Origin of the sequence: Natrialba magadii ATCC 43099 (genome assembly GCF_000025625.1) — an archaeon.
Lineage (GTDB): Archaea > Halobacteriota > Halobacteria > Halobacteriales > Natrialbaceae > Natrialba > Natrialba magadii.
Genome location: NC_013922.1, coordinates 2,092,330 through 2,113,313, shown reverse-complemented (window position 1 = coordinate 2,113,313; position 20,984 = coordinate 2,092,330). Strand labels below are relative to the sequence as shown.

The following is a 20,984-nucleotide window of genomic DNA, read 5'->3' as shown; positions in this document are numbered from 1 at the left end:
CGACCGCCTAGCACGGTAGCAGGGTTTCGACTCGGGTTAAACAGCGACCTCTCGTACAAGAAGACGTATTCGAGCAAGCGAACCGGGGAAACGACTGAGAGTCGGGAAAAAGCGGACCGGATTGGGGCCAACAGTCACGGTGTGTCGCCGGTCGGTGCCGTCTCCGCTCGGCCCTCCGTTCGACCTACTGTACCGTCAGGCCCTGATTAGGCACCCGCGTCAGCCTCGCCTGGCTCGTCGACAGTTGCGTCGTCGGCTTCGGCGTCAGCGTCGGGATCAGCCACCGGTTCCTCGGCAGGCTCATCGGGCTCGGCAGTGTCATCAACGTCATCCTCCTCGTCTACAGCGTCGGCCTCCCTCTCGGCTGGCATCTCCTCGTCCGCATCGGGACCGTCGACCGCGATCTCGACCGTGAAGTCGCGGTCAGTCACGTCGGCCGCTGGTTCGAGGTAGCCGATCGCGTATCCGGTGTACGCCACGTCGGCGTCTAGTTCGACGTCGAACGACGCAACCACAGTCTCTGGGTCGCCCGCAGGCCGGACGGAGAGTTCGTAGGCACCTGCGGGAACGGCGAGATACTCGGAGACGTCACCGAAGGAAACGTCCTCGACCAGCGGATCGTCGTCGGCGTAGATGTCAACTGCGGGCGCGTCGGGCGAGAAGTGTGCGACGCGGGCGAACGCCGACTCCGCCGGCGCATCTGTTGGGAGTGGGTCGGCGTCAGTCAGCACCTCTGGCCGGAACGTCTCCGCCTCGAGTTCGCCGATCGCTGCGACCGTGTAGTAAGCGTCGCCAACGTCGACGTCACCTTCGAACGCGACGGTGTCGGGATCGCCGGCCGCAGTAATCGTGATCGTGTAGGTTCCGGGATCGAGTTCCAGATAGGGCGAGATGGCACCGTAGGGAACGTCCGAGAGGACTTCCGCACCGTCGACGAGGATGTCGACCGCGGGTGCGTCGGGCGAGAAGTGAGCGACGCGAACCCCGGCGTCGGCGGGCTCGTCAACCGGTCGGTCGTCATCCATCGGTTTGTCGTCTTTCGACGGCTTGTCGCACTCGTCTGTCGTGTCGTCACCACTCGCGAGGGCGACTCCACTGGAGAGGCCAACTCCGCTTGCGATACCAATCACCTTGAGCGTCGTACGTCGTGAGAACGTCATTTGCAGCCGAATAGGGGACGTTCGACCAGAAGAACACAGCAGTCCGTTTCACCGAACCAACTTTCCTTTCCGATGGTAATGCTGTATATCCCGGCAGTGGTGGCAGCCTCCCCATAAATAGCAGGCGCTAAACACAACGTTACACACAAAATACCCGGTCTGAAACAGACTGAAACGGGTTTCGGCAGACCCTAACAACGCCGTGTTCAGGTGCCACGCTAAGCGTTATAGGGAGGGTCGTTGTGGCCCCGCACATGGTTCAGGAACTATCGGAGGCACGTGACGAACTCGAGGAGGCGGCGAAGACGGCAGACGACGACGATGCTCGCGAGGAGATCCGCGAGGTCGCCGATTCGTTCAAAGACTACACTGTCGGTGATCACGAACCCGATCACGCGATTCTCGACGAACACCTCAATCAGCTTCGACAGCTCAGCGAGCGGACGAACACCGACACACAAGACCGGGTCGATAACGCACTCGATATCGCTGAGGAGTATCGGAAACAGGTCGATCAGGCCTGATACGGGTTACTGTAAGTCAGTTCCGGCGCAACCGCCGCACAGGTCGCGGTTGCGCCGGTACATCGGTACAGCAATCCATATGAGTCCACTATCCCACAACGCACTACCAGTTGATTTGTTCTGAGACACACCGCTCACGAAGACGAGCTCTACCCAGTGGCCACCGGTGAAATCGACCGTCTCGGTGTCCGAGGAACGCTCCGATCGGATCCGGGTCAGTATATTTGCGACAACAGTTCAGAGACGACGCTGACGGGCAGTCGATCACGTGTCGGACGAGTTATCGAACGGTTTCCCGGTAAAACCGGGTTCCATCCTGCGGTTGCACCAGAATGACCGACAACAGACCGTCTCAGACTGCGGCTTCGACGGCGACCTCGACCATGGCCGTTGCAGCGAGATTGGAGACTTCGACGACACACCGAACCGGATACGGCTCAGAGACGTACTGCTCGTAGACGTCGTTGAATGCATCGAATGAATCGAGATCGGTGACGTACACAGTTACCTTGATGACGTCGTCGAAGGATGAGCCGCCCGCCTCGAGGGTCGCTTCGATGTTATCGAGCGTCTGTTCGGTCTGTTCGCTCATCGTGTCGCCGACGATCTCGCCGGTCTCCGGATCACCAGCGAGCTGTACAGCGTGTAGCGTCTCTCCGTGGATCATCCCCTGCCCGATCGGCAGCGAATACAGGTCGGTAAACGACGGCGCGTCGTCTGTCGTAACTGGCTCCATCGTTCACCTCCACAGCTGCAACCACGATAAAACAGAAGGTCGAGCTGCCAAACACGTATCCGAGTCGAAGAACTTTCGTCTTGCGAGCGGGCGGTGAGCCCATACTGTCCGGTTGGCGCGATCCGCGCAGTCGGCGCGGTCGGCGCGGTCAACGGCTTACTCGAGTCGATCAAGCACCGCGTCCTTCTCGTAAGACAGCGACAGCGACCGCGACCGGCCACGGCCGTCGACCTCTGCGTACTCGGCGTCGATCAATCCGAGCTGGTCGAGCTTGTTGACGATTTCCGAATAGCGGGTGTAGCCGAGATCCGTCTGCTCGCGGAAGGCCTCGTACACCTCGCCCGCCTGCTCGCCGTCGTGGTGGGCGATAACCTCCAGAAGGACCTGTTCGGTGTCGGTCAACCCCGACAGCGACCGCGAGAGGTTGATGTACTTCGACTGCTCGTAGGACTCCTCGACGTCCTGCCGTTCGACGCTGCGACTCGCGCGCATCTCCGCGTTGAGCCCCGCCCGGCGCAGGAGATCGATCCCAACCCGAAGGTCGCCGCTGTCGGCCGTGAGCTCGGCAACGTACTCGAGTGTCTCTCTGCCGATGACGCCGTCGTGAAAGCCCCGGCGGACGCGTTCGTCGAGGATGTCGACGATTTCGGGCTGGTCGTAGACCGGGAAGTAGACGTCTTCGGGGCGGAAAACGCTCTGCACGCGGGAGTCGAGTTCATCGATGACGTCGAGGGAGGGATCAGAAGAGACGACGATGACGCCGATCTTTGCGCCGGGATGTTCCTCGTGGGCGCGAAGCAGCGAGTAGAGGGTGTCGGAGGCCTCGTTCTCGTAGAAGAGGTAGTTGACGTCGTCCAGAGCGACGACGAGGACGCGGTCGTCCTCGACGAGTTTCTCTGCGATCTGGCTGAACAGCTTTTTGAAGGAAATCCCCGACGACGGCGGTTCGTAGTCGAAGGTTCCCTCGAACAGTCGCGAGAACACCGAGTAGCGGGTCGCGTTGACCTGACAGTTGACGCGGATGGTTCGCACGTCGCTGGTCTGTGCGCCGACCTCGTCGAACAGTTTCTGAATCGAGGTCGTTTTGCCAGTGCCCGGCGGGCCCCGAACCACGACGTTGAGCGGGCGCGAGCCACGCACCGCTGGCCGCAGCGCGTACGTCAGGTTTCGCATCTGGCCCTCGCGGTGCTGGAACGTCTCGGGAACGTAGTCGATTTCGAAGACGTGCTCGTCCCGAAACACGGACTCGTCCCACGACAACATCCCCTCCTCGGGGTCGTCTGCCATCACTTTCACCACGCTGTCCGAGTTACTTAGTTGTTTGCTGTCTATCGGGTTCTGACCCGCTCGACAGCCGTGATCCACACCGATTGCGCACAGTGTTCAGAGCCAGCCGTCCGCCACTCGACCCACGAGTTCGGAATCTGCCGCGCGCCACGCATCACCCGCACGATCGAAGACTGCCGCAGCGCGCTCGTTCGCCGACTCGAGTACCGCCTCCTCGTCGACCGTCGTGACCATGCCGTTCTCGAGTACCACCTCGCCCTCGACGACGACTGTGTCGACGAGACCGGCGTTCGCGCCGTAGATCAGATTCGGCACGGCCGTCTGCAGCGGCTCGGAGACGACGGGTGCGGTCGAGGGGTGGTCGAGGTCGAGCACGACGAGATCGGCGCGTTTGCCGGCCTCGAGTGAGCCCACGCGGTCGTCGATCCCCAGCGTCTTCGCGCCCTCGATGGTCGCGACGCGAAGCGCCTCCCACGCGGGAAACGCGGTCGGATCGGTCCGCTTGGTCTTCGCGAGCAGCGCCGTGGTCCGCAACTCTCGCAGGAAGTCGTGCCCGCCCGGACCGGGAGCCTGATCCGTTCCGATGCCGGCGACGCCGCCGTACTCTCGGTACTCGGCGATCGGTGGGGTGATGCCGTCGATGGCGGCGATCGAACTTGGATTTGCGGCCATCCGCACGCCGGCGTCGGCGAGGTGCTCGCGTTCTGCGGGCGTGGCGTTGTGGAGGTGCGCGGCGAGCAGTCGCTCCGAGACGATTCCGAGATCGTCGAGAACGCTGACGGTCGTCTCGTCCGCGCCGTAGCGGGCCTGAATCTGGCGGTGCTCGCGCTCGCCCTGCGCGACATGCATGTGGATGTCCCGGTCGTGCTCGACGGCGCGGTCGCGGATCTCCTCGAGTAGTTCGGGCGGGACCATGTCGAGCGCCTGCGGCCCGTAGAGACACGAGACGCGGTCGTGGTCGGCGTACGTGTCGAACAGATCTTCGTTGCGTTCGAGTCCCGCCCAGCCTTGCTCCTCGTCGAGCGGGTACGGTTCGTCCGGGCCGAGGTCGGCTGCGGCGTCGTCGACGGCGTTGATCGTCTCCGCGGCAACGACGCGGACGCCCATCGGATCGTAGACCGCGTCGACGAGGTCCGAAACGTCTGCTGCGTACTCGCCGACAGTGGTCACCCCCGATCGCAGCGCCTCGAGAACACCGAGTCGCGCGCCGGCGATCTCGTCGTCGGTCGTCATCGCCTCCGAGAGCGGGCCGAGCGCGCGGTTCATCCACTCGATTTCGGGCACGTCCTGTGCGCCGCCGCGAAGCAGCGTCAGGCCGGTATGGGCGTGGACGTTCACCAGTCCGGGCAGCACGACCCGACCGGTGCCGTCGATGGTTCGCGCCGGGTTGCCGTCGAACTCGTTGGCGGGTCCAACGTAGGTGAGATCACCGTCCTTGAGGGCGATTGTCGCGTCGTCGACGATTCCGAGCCGGCCGTCGCCCATTGTGAGTGCGAGCGTGTTCGTGATCGCAAGGTCACTGGTCATACATCAAGACACGAACAGGAGATGCAAAAACGATCACGAGGCGGCAAACGCGAGTACCGGTCTGCAAATGGATCGCCAACGAACGCCGATCACTCAGTCGAACTTCTCGAGTAGCCGGTCGTAGAACTGCGGCTCCGACACGGTCTCGGTGCCGCCGTTCGCACGCACCGTGTCGCTCGCGCTCGCTTCCGTCGCCTCCGTCGCCAACTTCTCGACGATCAGTTCCGGCGTCGAACGCGCGAGGTGGTTCTTCACCGGCGAGCGGTTCACCTCGAGTTCCCCATCGACCAGTCCGACGGCCTCGATGCCGTCGACGGTCACCGCGAAGCCGGCCATCTCACGGATCTCGTCGGCCAGGTGGGAGACGAAGACTGCCGTCGCGCCGTTTTCGTGCAGGGCTTCCAGAATCCCGGCGATGATCTTCGCCGACGCGCCCGGTTCCGTGATGCTCTCGAGTTCGTCGACGAGCACGAGCGAGCCTTCGCCGCCCTGGGCGAGGTCGGCGAACTCGCGGACGGTGGACTCGAACGCGCCAGCGTCGAGGGTGCCCTGGGTCTTCGCATGGTAGTGTAAGTCGTCGAACCGGCGCAGTTCCGCGCGCTCGGTGGGGACTGGCAGCCCCATGTGCGCGAGGACGACGACGCTCGCGACGAGGTCGAGCAGCGAGGTCTTCCCGCCGCTGTTGACCCCCGAGAGGAGCGCGACACCCGACACTTCGTAGTCGACGGGATCGATTTTCTCGAGCGGTTCGTCGAGCAGCGGTGAGCGACCGGCCTCGATGGTGAAGCCGGTGGTGGCGTTCGTGGCGTCATCACCGCCACCGTCACCGCTACCGCTACCGCCACCGCTACCGCCACCGTCACCACTACCGCTACCCCCACCGCCACCGCTACCGCCGCCGTCAGCGTCCCAGACGAACTCCGGCATCGTACACTCGAAGTCCCGGGAGAACCGGGCAATCGCGAGTTCGACGTCCAACTCGAGTGCGCCTCGAACGAGTTCCCGCGCGCCGTCGCGCTGATCGGCGAGGTCGGCCGCCAGTTCGCGCTTGAGTTTGCCAGCACGGCGCTCCTTGGCTGCGACGAGTTCCTCACGCAGTCGAGCGGTGGCGTCCTCGTCGCGCTCGACAGGGAAGGTCGGTTCGTCGCCGAAGATGCGTCGCGCGAGTTCCGCCTCGCCCGCGTCGAGGTCGAGCGAGTCGATCAGGTGCTCGCGCGCGGCGTCGACGGCCGCGGCGAACTCGTCGGCGAGTTCCCGCGAGAGCAGCGAGTCGACGCCAGCGCCGCGTTCGACAAGCGAGAGGAGGTCCGACCCCTCGATGGTCACGTCCTCCTCGCGGATCGCGTCCCGGAGGTGGTCGTTCGCGACAGTTTCGGCGGTGCCGACCGCGGCGTCCAGATCGTCAGCGGCGACCGTCAGCCGGTCGAGTTCGTCGTCGCCGGCAACGGTCCCGTCCGGTTCGAGTCGCGAGAGGCCGTCCTCGAGTGCGTCGAGGTCGCAGTCGACCTCGTCTGCGAGGCCAGCGGTCCGGTGAACGTCGATCGCGGCCGTGATCCGATCCCGATTTCGTGCGAAAAACGCGAGCGGGCGCTCGGGGACGATTTCGGCGGGGGACTCGAGTGCGTCCGGTCTGACCTGGACATCGCCCTCGACGGTGACGCCGGCGAAGGACTCGTCGAGCGCGATAACGGTCGAGTAGCCGCGAGCGAGTTCGGCGAGTCCCTGGGCGTCCTCGACGACTTCGACGGAGAGTTCGGGAATCGCCTCGCGGGCCGCGGAGTAGCGCTCGGCGTCGGTCGTCGCGAGACAGCGCTCGCGGACGCGAACGTCGCCGGGCGTTCGGAGCGGTTCGACGCCCTCGAGTGCCTCGAGGACGGCGGGGCTGGCCTCACGCGAGATTGCCTCGCGGGCGAACGTCTGGACCTCCTCGATGCGCGAGCGGCGCGAACTCGGGTAGAACGTTTCGACGCGCTGGGCGGCATAGTCCGTGACTGTTCGTTGCTTGAGCAACGAGAGGATCTCGCGATAGATCTCTCTGGCGCGGTCGGTGGCGAGGAAGCCGCCAGCGTCGTCGTGTTCGAGGCGGATCGCACCGCGTGCGATCCGGGCGGCCCGTCCCTGCGTGATGCCGGGGGCGGACGCGATCGTCGCGACGTCGCCCGCGCGCAGCGCCCGCTCGGGATCGTCGAGGTCCGACAGCGCCCGGGCGGTCTTCTCGCCGACACCCGGAATCGACTCGAGGTCCATGTTCTCGACGGTCGTATCAAACCGGAGCGAGAAAAAGCTCCCGCCCGCTGCATCCTGTGCTACCATCCACCAATGGAATACTACTGGTCGAATTTCGCGGCCACAGCGGTTGAGAGCGGGTAGGTAGATGCCCAAGGGCCGCCACGTCGTTTATCCCCCTTGCGAACTTTCGGGCACGTATGTCGCGTCGATCGGGGGCATCCGAGTCGTTGTGGGATGATGTCGAGGGTGAGCGTAGAGTGGAACGATATCGTGCGCTCGCCCGAGCGATCGACGGCGGACTCTGCCAGTGTGACGAACACGGCGACATCGAGGTCGTCGACGACCGCTTCCGGTCGCTCACCGGCTACCCGGGTGAGGAACTCACGGACACACACATTTCAGCGCTCTTTGACAATGCTGGTATCGCAGCAATCGACGATGTCCTCACGTCCCCCTCCGAGGACGACGTCGTCGAGACTGCGGTCGACGTCCAAACCGCAAGCGGGGACCCTCTGTCGTGTACCGTGCGAGTTACTCGAGTCCCACCAGCGGGAGATGCACGCGAGGACGAGTTAGATAGCGTCCTCTGTTTTGTTCGTGAACGGGGTGGCGGTTCGACAGTGGGATCGGAACCGGTTCCTGAGGTGGACGGGGCATCGGAGCGGACTGTGGAACTCGAACCGGAGTCAGAACCAGAGATGGAACCGGGGCCAGAATCAGAATCGAAACCAAAATCAGAGTCGAAATCCCCCCTGGAACTAACCAGTTCGGAAACGGATCGCGCCTCGGCGGATTCGATCAAAGCCGCGCTAAACGGGGCCAGCATCGGCGCGATCGTCCTCGACGGCTCGTTCGAGATCAAATGGATCGACGAAACTGCCGAAACGATCCTCGGTCTCGACCGTGAGTCAGTTCTCGGCCGGCCCAAACACGCCGTCGTCGAGGAACAGCTCGCCGACCGAGTCGTCGAACCGCCGTCGTTCGTCAGTCAGGCTGGGTACGGACGCAGAGAGAGCGACGAAGACGACGAGACGCCAACCGACACAGCTGGGAGCGACAACGAGAGTCAACACACCACCGACGAAGCGCCACCCGCTGACACCCTCGAGTTCAAACTCGTCGACGACCGCGGCAAGCGCTGGCTCGAGTACCAGAGCAAGCCGATCAAGACCGGCGCGTACGCCGGCGGTCGGGTCGAGTTCTACGACGATATCACCGACCGGAAGCGCTCCGAGGGACAGCTCAAAAAGAGCCAGGAGGCGTTCAACACCCTCGTCGACACCGTCGAAGAATATGCGATCTTTCGGCTGGACGAAGACGGCCGTATCATCAGCTGGAACGAGGGTGCACACCAGATCAAAGGCTACGACCGTGACGAAATCCTCGGCGAGCACTTCTCGACGTTCTACACCGACGAAGACCGGGCGATGAACGTTCCCGAACGGAATCTCCAGGCCGCACTCGAGACCGGCTCGGCCGAAGACGAGGGCTGGCGCGTCAGGAGCGATGGGTCACAGTTCTGGGCGAACGTCACGATCACGCCAATTCGAGCCGCCGACGGCACCCATCAGGGCTTTCTGAAGGTAACGCGCGATATGACCGACCGGCGAAACCGGGAACAGGAGCTCGAAACCGAACTCCAGCGCGTGTTCAACCGCGTGTCCGACGCACTGTATGCGGTCGACAACGAGTTCCGATTCACACTCGTCAACGACCGCGCCGAAGAGTTGCTCGGCTACCCCGAAGCGGATCTCCTCGGCGAGTCTCTCTGGGACGTCTTCCCGTCGGCGGCTGAAATCGACGACGTCTGGGACGCGTTCCACACCGCACGGGACGAACAGATCCCAACGGACTACGAACTCTACTATCCCCGGCTCGGCTTCTGGGTCGAAGCCAACCTCTACCCGTCCGAAACCGGCATCTCGGTCTACTTCCGGGACGTAAGCGAGCGAAAACAGCGCGAACAGGCGTTAGAGGAATCGAAACAGCGCTACCGGACCATCGCCGAGTACTTCCCGAACGGCGTCGTCGCCCTGTTCGACCACGACCTCGAGTACACCCTCGCAGCGGGACAGGGCTTCGAGAAAATCGACGAGGAACCGTCCGAAATCGAAGGGGCGAGCTTCGAAAACACCTGGACACCGGAGACGCGGGACACACTCGAGCCCGTGCTTCGAAGCGCACTCGAGGGCGACGAGCAGTCGGTCGAATTCTGGCACGATGACAGAGAGTGGATGCTGTACGCGGTTCCGGTAACCGACAGTGAGGGGACCGTCTTCGCCGGCATGACGATGGCCCACGACATCACCGAGCGCAAGGAGAACCAGCGCAAGCTCGAGGAAACGGTCGCCCAGCTCGAGGAGTCGAACAAACGCCTCGAGCAGTTCGCCTACGCGGCCTCCCACGACCTGCAAGAGCCCCTGCGGATGGTCTCGAGCTATCTCCAGCTGATCGAACGGCGCTACAGCGACGCGTTCGACGAAGACGGCGAGGAGTTCCTCGAGTACGCCGTCGACGGCGCAGAGCGAATGCGCCGGATGATCGACGGCCTGCTCGCGTACTCCCGCGTCGAAACGCGCGGCGATCCGCTCGAACCCATCGACCTCGATGACGTCTTCGCAAACGTCCGCGAAGACCTCCAGCTACAGATCGCCGAGACGAACGCCGAGATCACCGTCGCCGACGACGGTCTCCCCCGCGTCCGAGGCGACGCCAACCAGTTGCGACAGGTCTTCCAGAACCTGCTCGAGAACGCACTCGAGTACAGCGGCGACGACCGACCGCGGATACACGTCGATGCCGAGTCGCGGTTTCGCGACCGGCGGCGCGAGTGGGTAATTTCGGTCCACGATGAGGGAATCGGAATCGAGTCGTCGGATCAGGATCGGGTGTTCGAGGTGTTCGAGCGGTTGCACAACCCTGAGGACCACCCGGGAACGGGGATCGGACTGGCGCTCTGTGAGCGAATCGTCGAGCGCCACGGCGGCGAGATGTGGATCGAGAGCGAGCCGGGTGCGTGGACGACGGTTTCGTTTACGGTGCCAGCAGCCTAACGAGAGCGGGCGTGGGTGAGGGAGTGGGTTGTTGTCAGTAGCTGTCGGTTGCTGTCACCGGCGGGCTACGGGACCGGCCTATCGCTTGCGGTCTACGGACCGGCCTATCGCTTGCGGGCTACGGACCGGCCTATCGCTTGCGGTCTACGGGACCGTCGTTATCCGGCGTGCGTCCCAAGACCAGACATGGTACTCAAACGATTCCTCGGGTCGAAGGCGACGCGATCGTTCACCGTCGTCTCCGTTCTCGCGGAGATAAAACGGGCACTCGACCGCGGACACAACGCCCGCGCGATTTTGCTGCTCGGCGTCGCGGTGCTCGCCTGGAAGTGGGCCGTAATCGGGCTGGTCGCACACGGGCTCGCGAGTTTGATCCGGCGAGAGGAGTCGGAGCACTCGAGTTCCCAGCCAGCCTGAGTCCGTCTGAGAAGGCGTCCACCTGAGCGACGGCTGGTTCGTCGCCGACCCAGAAAGCGATCTCGTTCTCACCACGAATCCACGAACTGATCAACAGAGCTAACTGTGTGACGTGAAACGGCAGGCAGTATGGAACGGTCCCTGCTGCACTCCCTCCACCTGTTCCTCCGGAGTCCGTCGAGATTCTTCGAGGAACACGACCCGGCTACAACGCTCCCGCTCGCGATCGGTATCGTTGTTACGTTCTCGCTCGCGCTCGTCCTCTCGGTCTATTTCGTCGCATCAGTTCTCGGCGGGACGATTGAGGGGACAGTCACCGTCGACAACCCGAATCGGCCGCCAGAGTGGGTGTGTGACGGTCACACCAGCGGCATGCACGATGCAAGCAACTGTGACGAGCCAGAAACCATCGAACGTGACGGGAGCGAGCTATTTGCCGACGCTGTGACCGACTACGTGGGTTACGCAGCCATCCTTCCGTTCCTCATGTGGGTCATTGGCGGCCTCGTCCTGTTCGCCGCCGGCAGACTCGCGAACGGATCGCCCTCGCTCGGCGGCACGTTCGCACTGGCCGGCTGGGCAGCGGTTCCAGAGTTCGCACGACTGGTGGCCGGTCTGCTCGCGATCACAGTTGCGCTCTCGGACGTGACTATTACCCAGTTCGAACAGGCGCCGGACGTGATCGAAGTGGCGCTCGCGTCCGTCGAACCGGTGCTCGTCCTCGCCACCGTCGCGACCACCATCTGGCAGTGGGCCCTGCTTACCGGCGGTGTCCAGCAAGACGCCGACCTGTCGCGAGCGGCTGCCGGCGTCGCAGTCGGTGTCCCGCTCGTGATCGTGTTGCTGCTCAGTCTGGCCTAGCAGGACAAGATATAGTGACAACTGCAACTAGTTACACACTGATCGCCGAGCAGGCTGGCGATCAGGTGTGCAGTGACTTGCAGTGGCTACTATAGCACAGCGTGGAATAGAACAGAGCAGAACAAAACAAAATGGACCTGTTGAGATCCTCATTGAGAGAGGATTCAGCGATTGTGCTGAATACAGAGCGCGAATGTGGCACAGCGCGAGCGTCACGTCACAGGTGGATCGACTCGGTCAGTACAACCTCTGTAGTGACCGGTCACTGCTGACAGAAGAATCGATATACAGAACCCTTATGTCGCGGGCGCTGACCACCCGATCTCTTCTCAGTCGATATAGACGGAAACCAGCAGGAGGGTGGCCCCAAAGAATGATAACACACCAGCGATCGCAACCAGATACGCAAGTACGCCATCCATCTGGAAACCCAGCGCAAACATCACGATTGCCCCCGCGTACACCGCTACAGCTCCCCCAGCGGTCGCGCTGCGCTGTCTCCGGTCTCTGGGCATCAGGTAGATAAATCAGGGTTGTTGATAAAGATTTGCCGCTGGACTTCGGAGAATATCTCCGATCAACAACGTACGTGTAGTGACGGATGAATCACCACTTTTGACCTGATTCCAATGGGAGCATATGCTGAACTAACCCTCTAAATGGTGCACGGGATCTCTACCAGCCACTTGATAAATAGAACGAGACGTGCTGAATTCACAGCGCGAATGTGGCACAGACTAAGGACCGATGAGCGACGAAGATCGAACGTTCAGTACAGGACATTTTGTGAGCAGTGAGCATCACAGGCTTCAACTAAAGCAGTAGTCAGTACAGCACTCGCCATCAATTATGAATTGGGTGCTACAGGGGTCATGTATTGTCTTTTTCTCGGTATTGTTGGATGTTCCACCTCCAAATATACCACGTAGGAATCCCGATTATGAGGAGGGCCATGATCGTGTAAACGGCCATTGCGAGAGTTTCCATCATTGTATCACTACTACCGCCAACACTTCAATGAGTTTTCTGGTGGACCTTTCAGCTTGTATCCCGCTGTAACAAGACACTCTACCGTAACTGGCAGGGAATCCCCCGTCAGTATGCAGTTCTACTGAACGGGTGATTCAGCACAAACCTCTTGGAGGAAACAATCTTGGTTTGCTGCATTAATCCTCTGTATCTTGCACGCACTTTCTGCCAGCCACTGGACAGATTGAGCGAGACGTGCTGAACTCACAGCGCGAATGTTGCACGGACTGAGAAGCGATCAACGCGGAAGATCGAACGGTAAGTACAGATAGTGTGATTATCAGATCATCCCCGGTATTCCGGGGCAAAGTCATTTAGAAACAGATATGTTTTGGGTCGATTGATCTCGCGTATGTCCCCACACTCACGCCGTCGAGTTCTCCGCTGGTCGACTGCGTTAATTCCGGTAGCGCTTGCAGGATGTTTTGATCGGAGCGAACCGACAAGAGATACACGCATAGATCGATTACAGGCTATCAATTATGAGGACGACTCGTATACACTACACATAGATATTTCTGAACATGATGAGATTGTCCACGAGAACTCAATTGGAATCCCATCAGCAGAGGACACAACGTCTGAGTTAGGAGACGACAGATGGAGTGGAGTACATTTCGAAGGCTACCCAACACAGCCGGGATCATATATCGTTCAAGCGTGGCGGGCCGATCAATCACGAGAGGAAGGAATAACACTCGATCTCACCGACTATGATTATGAGTGCGCTCAAGTCCGCGTGGACATTGGAGAAGCACGAGAAGATAGCGGGCCAGGCCTTTGGTTCTGGAGAACATTTGATTGTTAAAACTCCGAGTAACTCAGATTGATTTTACGGGTTCTGAGTGCTGTATCTTACCCGAAAGGAGGATATCTATTGGAGCTGGCAACCATCCAGCGGTAAGTGTGCACGTGTAGTGATTGTCTGGTTCAGCGATTCCGGCGCGAAAGAAACAGGGTCGCGGTGCTGCACTAATCCTCTATATTCAGCAGCCAACTCCCATCATGTTATGAGTATTTCAACAAAGCTAACAAAAAGGACCCGACTACTCGAGTCCATCGTCCTCGACCAGCGGCAGCGTCGCCAGCTGCGCCGCCGACAGCAACACCCGATCCTTCTCCCAGCCGTGGGCAATCGACTCGACCATCCCTTCCCCGTCGGTCAACGGCACCAATCGTACTGTCGTCCCGCGCGGGTCGGACTCGAGTGCGACGAGGGCGTGAGGGAACGAGGAGACAGCGGGGACGGTGAGTTCGGTGACGCCGTCGGCCCGTTCGACGGCGGAGAAGTGGAGGTGGCCGGTGACGACGAGCGAGACGTCGTGCTGGACGAGCAGTTCGACCAGCGGTTCGGGGTTGGTGAAGCCGGGAACGGTGCCCTCGACGGGGAGTTCGGCGCGGTAGCGTTCGTAGAGGTCACCCGTCGCGGGCAGGTTGTGGTGGACGACGACCATGGACGTGTCGGGGTCTGCGGCGGAGAGGGCCTCGTCGAGCCACATGAGCTGTGCCGAATCGATGCGGCCGTCCCAGGTCTCGGCGGGTGAACCGGGGGTCGCGGCGTGGCTGTCGAGTCCGAAGACGTGGAGGTCGCCGAACTGGACGTGAAACGGCAGCCCGTCGGGGGTGTACCGGTCCTCGAACGACCGGATGGGCAGTGAGTCGTGTTCGTCGAACGTCGTCGGGAAGTCGTGGTTGCCGGGGACTGCGACCACGGGCGGGTCGAACTCGTCGAGGTCGTCGAACAGATCGAACTCGGACGGCGTCCCGTTTCGCGTCAGGTCGCCCGCGACGACGACGCCGTCGAACGCGCGGTCATTGACCGCCGAGACAGCGGCTCGGAGGTGGCGTTCGGTGCGGTGAAAGACTTTCCAGGTGCCGGTCGCGTCGGTCGCGAGGTGGACATCCGAGAGGATGGCGATGCGCGTCGGCTCGGCTGCGGTGGGTCGAGCGAACCGGGCGAGCAGTTGACCGGTGTGTGGACGCGCCATCTGATCGGTGGTGTCTCAGGGTGGCAGGGCGGGAAGCGGCGTGCACTCGAGACGGTGTGTCAGCGCAGAGCTGCTCACTCGTCGTTGTAGCCGTACTCCCGCGCTGGGTCTTCGACGCCTTCGGTGCGCGAGCCGACCCAGGCACCGAGTGCGATGCCGTAGACGAGGTGGCTGGCGTGGAACAGCGCGAGTTCGTCGTTCTCGAGACGGACGTCGAGTAACTCTTTCAGCATGAACTGCGAGCCAAATGCCGAGAGCGCCATGCCGAAGACGCTCCCCCAGACGATGCCGCGCTGTTCGGGTTCGATCGAGCGCTCTGCGTCCTGAAGCGCGAAGAGGCCGCCGAAGATGGCACCGGCCTGCACGCCGTAGAGGAGGTGCAAGACGAGCCCCGCGATCGGGTGGTCACCCGGATCGGAGTCGTCACGAGCGACGTACTGCGTCCAGAAGTTTGCGGAGGGTGGTAGCGAGCGCAAGATCGGGAGGCGGAACGCGGTCATGATGAGTGTCGCGACGAAGCCAGCCTGCAAGCCGCGGACAGCGGCACCGGCAACGTGCGCTGTCCGCGACCGATCGCGCGGCGGCGTGGATGCGGGCGCAGATTGAGTTGCCGACGCGCCCCCGCTATCTGTTTCTGACTGATCTCGGACGGACTGTGGAACGAGCGATGATGGGAGCCGAGCGAGTACAGACATCTGCTCTCGTCTGGTACCACGAGCGGCCCCTTAACGCTCCGGCGCGCGTTTGACTGCCGGCGGCGAGTGAACGGGCCGGCCTGCCGGAACCGACAGACCATTACGTGGAACTGACCGAGTAGTCAGTGAGAACGGACACGTGGACGATACGACGACTGCAGACGGACAAGCGGAATACAGTTCGAGACGACGGTATCTCATCATCGGCTCCGTCGTTGCCAGTACCTTCTTCGTCGGCTTCGGCGGCGGTGTTATCTTTCCGATTCTACCAAACCTCGGTGAACTGCTCGGAATCTCGCCGTTTCTTGTCGGCTTTATCCTGAGTGCGAACCGGTTTTCGCGGCTCGTCGCGAACGCACCCGCCGGGAGCCTCGTCGACCGCATCGGCACCCGAACGCCGTTCATCGCTGGCCTGCTCATCCAGAGTGTCGGTACGTTCGGCTACGTCATCGCGATGGTCGCACCGCTTCCCGAGGCCTGGTTCCTCCTCGCGCGACTCGTCTGGGGGATCGGCAGCGCGCTCGTCTTCGCGACAGCGTACACCATCGCTGCAGACGTCAGCAAGGGCGGTTCGCGCGGAACCAGCATGGGGCTCATCCGCGGCGGGAGTATCTTTGGCTTCCCGACGGGACTCGTCCTCGGGGGTATCGTGAGTGAAGTCGCCGGTATCAACGCCGCGTTCATCGTCGCCACGGCGTTCGCACTGGTCGCGAGCGTGATGGCCTACATGACCGTTCCAGAGACCCACGTCGAGGGAGAGAATCGCCAGACCGTCTCCCCGTGGAACATCGACACGAGCCTGACCACCGTCACCGTCGGTCTGGTCAACTTCGCCGTCCTGTTTGCCTACATCGGCGCGCTGTTCGCGACGCTCGTCCTCTTCCTCGACGAACACGGCATCGGTGTTCTCGGCTTCGACGCACAGGGGACGTCGGGTATCTTCATGGCCGTTACCGTCCTCGCCGCGGCCGTCTTCATGTTCCTTGGCGGTTTCGTGAGCGATCGAACCAACTCGCGTATCCCGACACTGCTCGTCTTTCTGGTCGTCTCGTTCGTCGGCTTTATCCTCCTCGCTGGTGCCGACTCGGTCGCAACGCTCACCCTCGCGTGTATCTTCATCGGCGCTGGCCAGGGTGGGACGAGCGGCCCCCTCATGGCGTTGCTCGCCGACCTCACACCGAACGACGAGATGGGACGCGCCGCCGGGACCAACAACGTCCTCGGCGACGTCGGCGGCGGACTTGGCCCGCTGATTTCCATCCCGATCGTCGAAGTCGTCGGCTTCGCACCGGTGTACGCTGCCTGCGCGGTCATGCCGCTGATCGCCGGTGCAATCTTGCTCGGCGGCGTCTACCGGGAAACCGGCATGTTGCTCCCCGCAACGCGGCTGCGCGGTGGCATCAACGAATCGCTCGACGATTGAGAGTGGTCCCAACGGCGAAACGAAGGGGCCGGCAGCACACGACAACGACAACGCGCTTTTGCCCGCGCAGTCCGAACGCAAGGCCATGACAACGGTCGAGGCGAAACGCGAGGCCGCCCGCGACGAACTGGCCACCCACGACGGTGTCCTCGTCGCCTTCTCCGGCGGCGTCGACTCGAGTGTCGTCGCCGCGCTCGCCCACGATGCGCTCGGGGACGATGCCGTCGCCTGCACCGCAAAGAGCGAGACGCTTCCCGAAGCCGAACTCGAGGACGCAACACGCGTCGCCGACGAAATCGGCATCCGTCACGAAATCGTCTCCTTCTCCGAACTCGAGAGTGATCAGTTCGTCGAAAACGACGACGAGCGCTGCTATCACTGCCGAACGATGCGCCTCGGCGAGATGATCGAGACCGCCCGGGACCTTGGGATCGAAACCGTCTGCGACGGGACCAACGCCGACGACCCCGGTGCGGGCCATCGGCCAGGGCTGCAGGCCGTCGAGGAACTCGAGATCCACTCGCCGCTGTTAGCCCACGACATCGCGAAAGACGAGGTACGCGCCATTGCTGACCAGTACGGGCTCTCGGTGGCGGACAAGCCCTCGATGGCGTGTCTCTCCTCGCGCATCCCGACCGGACTCGAGGTCACCGAAGAACGGCTCACGCGCGTCGAACAGGCCGAGGCACTGCTGCGCCAGTGGGGATTCGACCAGTTCCGCGTGCGCGACCACGATGGGCTCGCACGCATCGAAGTCTCGCCCGCGGAACTCGAGCGCGCCCTCCAGCACGAGTTCGTCGAGACCGTTCGCGAGGAACTCTCGGACCTGGGCTTCGACCACGTCACGCTCGACCTCCACGGCTATCGGACGGGAAGCGTCAGCCCTGAATCGGACGACACAGTTGCGACAGGGTCAGACGACTGAGCGCCGGCTCGCGGCCCGTCGGTTTTCGTTCGTCCGAATCGTTCGGTCAGAAGTATCCGTTCGGTCAGAATATAACGCGATTCTGTTACCCAAATACGCCGCTGACCCAGTATCAACCACAGTGTCCGACAATATTGCACGAGACGATACGAACGTCACACCCAATCGAGTAGCAGTAGGCGATGGACGACGCCGATCTACCGCCCGAGTGGGCCGTCCACACCGCCCGAGCGTACACCCCTGCCCAAAGCGAGCGAGAACGGCAATACCGACTCGACAACCACAGCACCAGCGACCTGCGGCTGAAAGTCGCTCCCGCCTCGCTCGACGGCGACGACCAGCCCGGCTACGCGCTGACCGTCACGAGCTATCCGGAACTCGAGTGCAGTGAGCGCCACCAGGTGCGGACGGTGTTGACGTTCGAACGCTGTGACGAACTCGCGCGACGGTTCATGGTGCTCTTTTCGACCCAGTATGACGGTGCGGGGTCGCTGGCGGCTGCCCGTGAGTACGCGGCGGTGCGAACGCGGTCACATCGCTGAGTCTCAGAGTCGGACGAATGCCCACTATCTGGTGACTGTCACTAGTCAGCGTCAGTACCAGTGATTAAACAACCAGATTTGCGCGAGAGTCCGGTTTCCGTTCGGTTTTCAACACCGAGAGACTTTTTACTCACTACCGAGTAAGCACTTTTGATGATGGGAATGATGTGGCAAGACCTGGTCTTTCTCGCTGGAAGCATTCTCTCGATCGTCTTCCTTGCACCAACGATCAAAGACGCCTCGGCTCGCGTCCCTCTCGGCTCGAGTGTGCCCTCGATGACGATCGGTGGCATCTATGCGTTCACCTACGGCACGATGGGCATGACGTTCTCGGCTGCCGGCTCGATCGGCGTCGCGGTGATGTGGTCGCTGATCGCGTGTTACCGCGCACCTGGTGAACAGGGAATGAAAAACGTCCTGCGCTTTGCGACCGATCTGGGTCGACAGACGCGAGACATCGTTCAGATCGCACTCCCAACGGACGATGGGCATGGACAAGCACAGCCACAGGCACAGGCACAATCGCAAACTGAACACCAATCCGGTCACCAGCAGTCCGCTGACTGATCGGCCGCGAATGCTGGATGGCTGTCCGTTCCTCTTGTGATTTGAATGGTGGTCACAGCCGGCTCCCGCACCTGTTTACTGCTCCGCAATTACGAGACGTCGATAAACGCCCCACAACGCACACCAGCAGCGAGTGCGGAGAGTTCGTTGACGAAACCCGTAACGGACCTGCTTCGTTCGTTGGTCGGCTCCAAGCTGTTTTCTCGCGAGTCCAGACGGACGCCACGAGCAGGTGTCGGACCACACTCGGCGTTTCGTCTGCCAGCATGTACTGACGAACTCGTTCGACGGTGACAGTGACGGTGACAGTGACAGTGACAGTGACAGTGACGGTGTTCGTGGCAGGAAGGTCACGCAACGACGATGCGGCTACTCGAGATACAAGGGTGCTCAACGATGCCAGATTACGTCGAAGCAACGCCGAGCGTAGCTGGAATCAGCACAGCCGAGCGAAGACGGTGTGAGGAAGCATCCGTGTGGGTACGCCAGTACGATCACGATCACGATCACGATCACAAGCCGTCGTGGAGCACGTGCACCCGCGCCGTCGAGCAGCTCCGATCACGCCGGCGAGCACGGGCAACCCACCAACGAGTGCGTGTGATCGGACGTCTACTCGAGTAGGCTCTGCAACGAAGAACGAACGTGTGACCGAGCTTCGGCAGAAAACGATGCGTGAACGAGAGCGGGCGATTTGGAGGAGACACGCTGCGTGTACATACAGGCACAGCGTTCTCATCGAGGAGTCGGGAGAGTCGAGAGACCGGTGATTAGACACATGATCACACTCCTCGCGGAAGCATCGTTCGTGGCACCAGTTGTGACAAGAGCGAACGGGATTAGTCTACGCCAACCCACTTCAGGATCAGCAGTGTCCCCTCGAACAGCAGGATCATCGTAATTCCCACGAGGATCGGAGCCATCGCGGTCGGGTCGAACGTGAACATGAACGCCAGCCCGAAAAAGGCCGCCCAGAAGTACAGGCGTTTGTCCACGAGCCAGCGCCGGGTTGTCACGCCCATCATGATCGCGAGCATGATGAACAGCGGAATCTGGAAGACGATGGCGAGGAAGCCGATCAGCGTGATGATCAGGTCGAAGGTGTCACCCAGCGCGTAGGCGATATCCGCGCTCCCCTCTGCGTAGAACGTGAAGTACTCGAAAAGGATCGGCAGGACGAGCACGTAGGAGAACAGCATTCCGATCCCCGCGAGCACCACGCTCGTGGGCACGGCTGCCAGGTAGTACTTGCGCTCGTGTGGGTACAGCCCAGGCTTCATGAACCGGTAACACTGGTAGACGAATACCGGCAGCCCGACCATGATGCCGAGCAGTGCCGAGACCTTGATTCGGGTCAGCCACAACTCGAGTGGGTGATAGACGTGCGGCGGTGGGACGTTCTCGATCTCGTACGGGAAGACGTTGAACCAGATGTGCTCGATCGCCTGCGAGGCGCCAAGCAGTCCGATCGCCGTCCCGGCCGACGCGAAGAGCAAGACGACCGCAACGCGGAGAATCATCTCCTCGATGTGGTCGGCGAGGGGCATCTCCTGGTCGTCCGGCGGCGTCGAAATACCGCCAACGTCCTCATCGGGGTCGGGATATGACTGGTCGTCTGACTCTGAGCCGGGTTCGTGGCCGCCAACGACGCCTTCGCCGTCGGTTTCGACTGGGTGGTCGGCGTCAGAATCGGAATCTGAGTCTGAATCCGAATCAGCATCCGGGTCAGGGCCGAAATCAGCGTCGGAATCAGCGTCAGAATCAGCAGTAGCGCCGGAGTCGGTCTCGGAATCAGAAGCGGAAGCGGAGTCAGCGTTGGTATCAGTACCAGTTTCAGTTTCAGCGTCTGTGTCTGCATCCGCGTCCGCACCCTCCGACGTCTCCGGCGCATCCGACTCAGACGATGGCGACGGCTCCTCGTCTCCGTTCGCAGGGTCCTCATCGGGGTCCACAGTCTCCCCCGCGTCCGCCGACTCGTCCGACATCTATCGAGATATAGATAGGCCGCCAGTTATAGGCCT

16 protein-coding genes are annotated in these 20,984 nt (G+C 62.0%); 8 read left to right on the top strand and 8 right to left on the bottom strand.

From position 1 onward, the window contains the following. Positions 1-206 precede the first annotated feature (206 nt). On the bottom strand, positions 207-1,160 hold the full coding sequence (locus NMAG_RS09880) for a DUF4397 domain-containing protein (RefSeq protein WP_004267388.1): 954 nt from the start codon (positions 1,158-1,160) through the stop codon (positions 207-209). A 254-nt stretch (positions 1,161-1,414) separates the two neighbouring features. Here NMAG_RS09880 and NMAG_RS09875 point away from each other — a divergent pair, with 254 nt between their 5' ends. Then, positions 1,415-1,684, top strand: coding sequence for a DUF7553 family protein (locus NMAG_RS09875; RefSeq protein ID WP_004267389.1), 270 nt, complete (start codon positions 1,415-1,417; stop codon positions 1,682-1,684). Positions 1,685-2,036: 352 nt separating this feature from the next. Here NMAG_RS09875 and NMAG_RS09870 read toward each other — a convergent pair whose 3' ends face one another. The 4 genes from NMAG_RS09870 to NMAG_RS09855 form a co-directional block, all read right to left on the bottom strand. After that, positions 2,037-2,420, bottom strand: coding sequence for a RidA family protein (locus NMAG_RS09870; protein WP_004267390.1), 384 nt, complete (start codon positions 2,418-2,420; stop codon positions 2,037-2,039). A gap of 156 nt (positions 2,421-2,576) precedes the next feature. Continuing rightward, the gene (locus NMAG_RS09865) at positions 2,577-3,707 is read right to left on the bottom strand and encodes an ORC1-type DNA replication protein (RefSeq protein ID WP_004267391.1); all 1,131 of its coding nucleotides are present in this window, start codon (positions 3,705-3,707) and stop codon (positions 2,577-2,579) included. A 96-nt stretch (positions 3,708-3,803) separates the two neighbouring features. After that, positions 3,804-5,234: an amidohydrolase family protein gene (locus NMAG_RS09860; protein WP_012996625.1), complete on the bottom strand. Its 1,431-nt coding sequence runs from the start codon at positions 5,232-5,234 to the stop codon at positions 3,804-3,806. A 93-nt stretch (positions 5,235-5,327) separates the two neighbouring features. Beyond that, complete coding sequence (locus NMAG_RS09855; protein WP_069673590.1) at positions 5,328-7,481, bottom strand: MutS-related protein; 2,154 nt, start codon at positions 7,479-7,481, stop codon at positions 5,328-5,330. 179 nt (positions 7,482-7,660) lie between these two features. Here NMAG_RS09855 and NMAG_RS09850 point away from each other — a divergent pair, with 179 nt between their 5' ends. The 3 genes from NMAG_RS09850 to NMAG_RS09840 all read left to right on the top strand — a co-directional run bounded on the left by NMAG_RS09850 (position 7,661) and on the right by NMAG_RS09840 (position 11,794). Beyond that, the gene (locus NMAG_RS09850; RefSeq protein WP_012996624.1) at positions 7,661-10,516 is read left to right on the top strand and encodes a PAS domain S-box protein; all 2,856 of its coding nucleotides are present in this window, start codon (positions 7,661-7,663) and stop codon (positions 10,514-10,516) included. Between the two features lie 186 nt (positions 10,517-10,702). Further along, positions 10,703-10,933 (top strand): hypothetical protein, encoded by a 231-nt coding sequence (locus NMAG_RS09845; RefSeq protein WP_004267395.1) that lies wholly within the window; start codon positions 10,703-10,705, stop codon positions 10,931-10,933. 129 nt (positions 10,934-11,062) lie between these two features. Continuing rightward, a complete protein-coding gene (locus tag NMAG_RS09840; RefSeq protein WP_004267396.1) occupies positions 11,063-11,794 on the top strand; it encodes a Yip1 family protein in 732 nt (243 codons plus the stop codon). Positions 11,795-13,869: 2,075 nt separating this feature from the next. On the opposite strand, the gene NMAG_RS09825 is transcribed toward NMAG_RS09840, so the two are convergent. Together NMAG_RS09825 and NMAG_RS09820 are read right to left on the bottom strand one after the other, a co-directional pair. After that, the gene (locus tag NMAG_RS09825) at positions 13,870-14,811 is read right to left on the bottom strand and encodes a metallophosphoesterase family protein (protein ID WP_004267399.1); all 942 of its coding nucleotides are present in this window, start codon (positions 14,809-14,811) and stop codon (positions 13,870-13,872) included. A gap of 74 nt (positions 14,812-14,885) precedes the next feature. Further along, positions 14,886-15,506, bottom strand: a complete 621-nt coding sequence (locus NMAG_RS09820) for a DUF6789 family protein (protein WP_004267400.1) — start codon at positions 15,504-15,506, stop codon at positions 14,886-14,888. 139 nt (positions 15,507-15,645) lie between these two features. Between NMAG_RS09820 and NMAG_RS09815 the strand changes: the two genes are divergently transcribed. From NMAG_RS09815 to NMAG_RS09800, 4 genes are all read left to right on the top strand, one after another. After that, on the top strand, positions 15,646-16,929 hold the full coding sequence (locus NMAG_RS09815; RefSeq protein ID WP_004267401.1) for an MFS transporter: 1,284 nt from the start codon (positions 15,646-15,648) through the stop codon (positions 16,927-16,929). Between the two features lie 85 nt (positions 16,930-17,014). After that, positions 17,015-17,854, top strand: a complete 840-nt coding sequence (gene larE / locus NMAG_RS09810) for an ATP-dependent sacrificial sulfur transferase LarE (RefSeq protein ID WP_049916301.1) — start codon at positions 17,015-17,017, stop codon at positions 17,852-17,854. Between the two features lie 182 nt (positions 17,855-18,036). Further along, positions 18,037-18,396, top strand: coding sequence for a hypothetical protein (locus NMAG_RS09805; protein WP_004267403.1), 360 nt, complete (start codon positions 18,037-18,039; stop codon positions 18,394-18,396). Positions 18,397-18,552: 156 nt separating this feature from the next. Next, complete coding sequence (locus NMAG_RS09800) at positions 18,553-18,963, top strand: hypothetical protein (protein ID WP_004267404.1); 411 nt, start codon at positions 18,553-18,555, stop codon at positions 18,961-18,963. A gap of 839 nt (positions 18,964-19,802) precedes the next feature. Here NMAG_RS09800 and NMAG_RS09795 read toward each other — a convergent pair. After that, positions 19,803-20,948, bottom strand: coding sequence for a twin-arginine translocase subunit TatC (locus tag NMAG_RS09795; RefSeq protein WP_004267405.1), 1,146 nt, complete (start codon positions 20,946-20,948; stop codon positions 19,803-19,805). Positions 20,949-20,984: the final 36 nt, after the last annotated feature.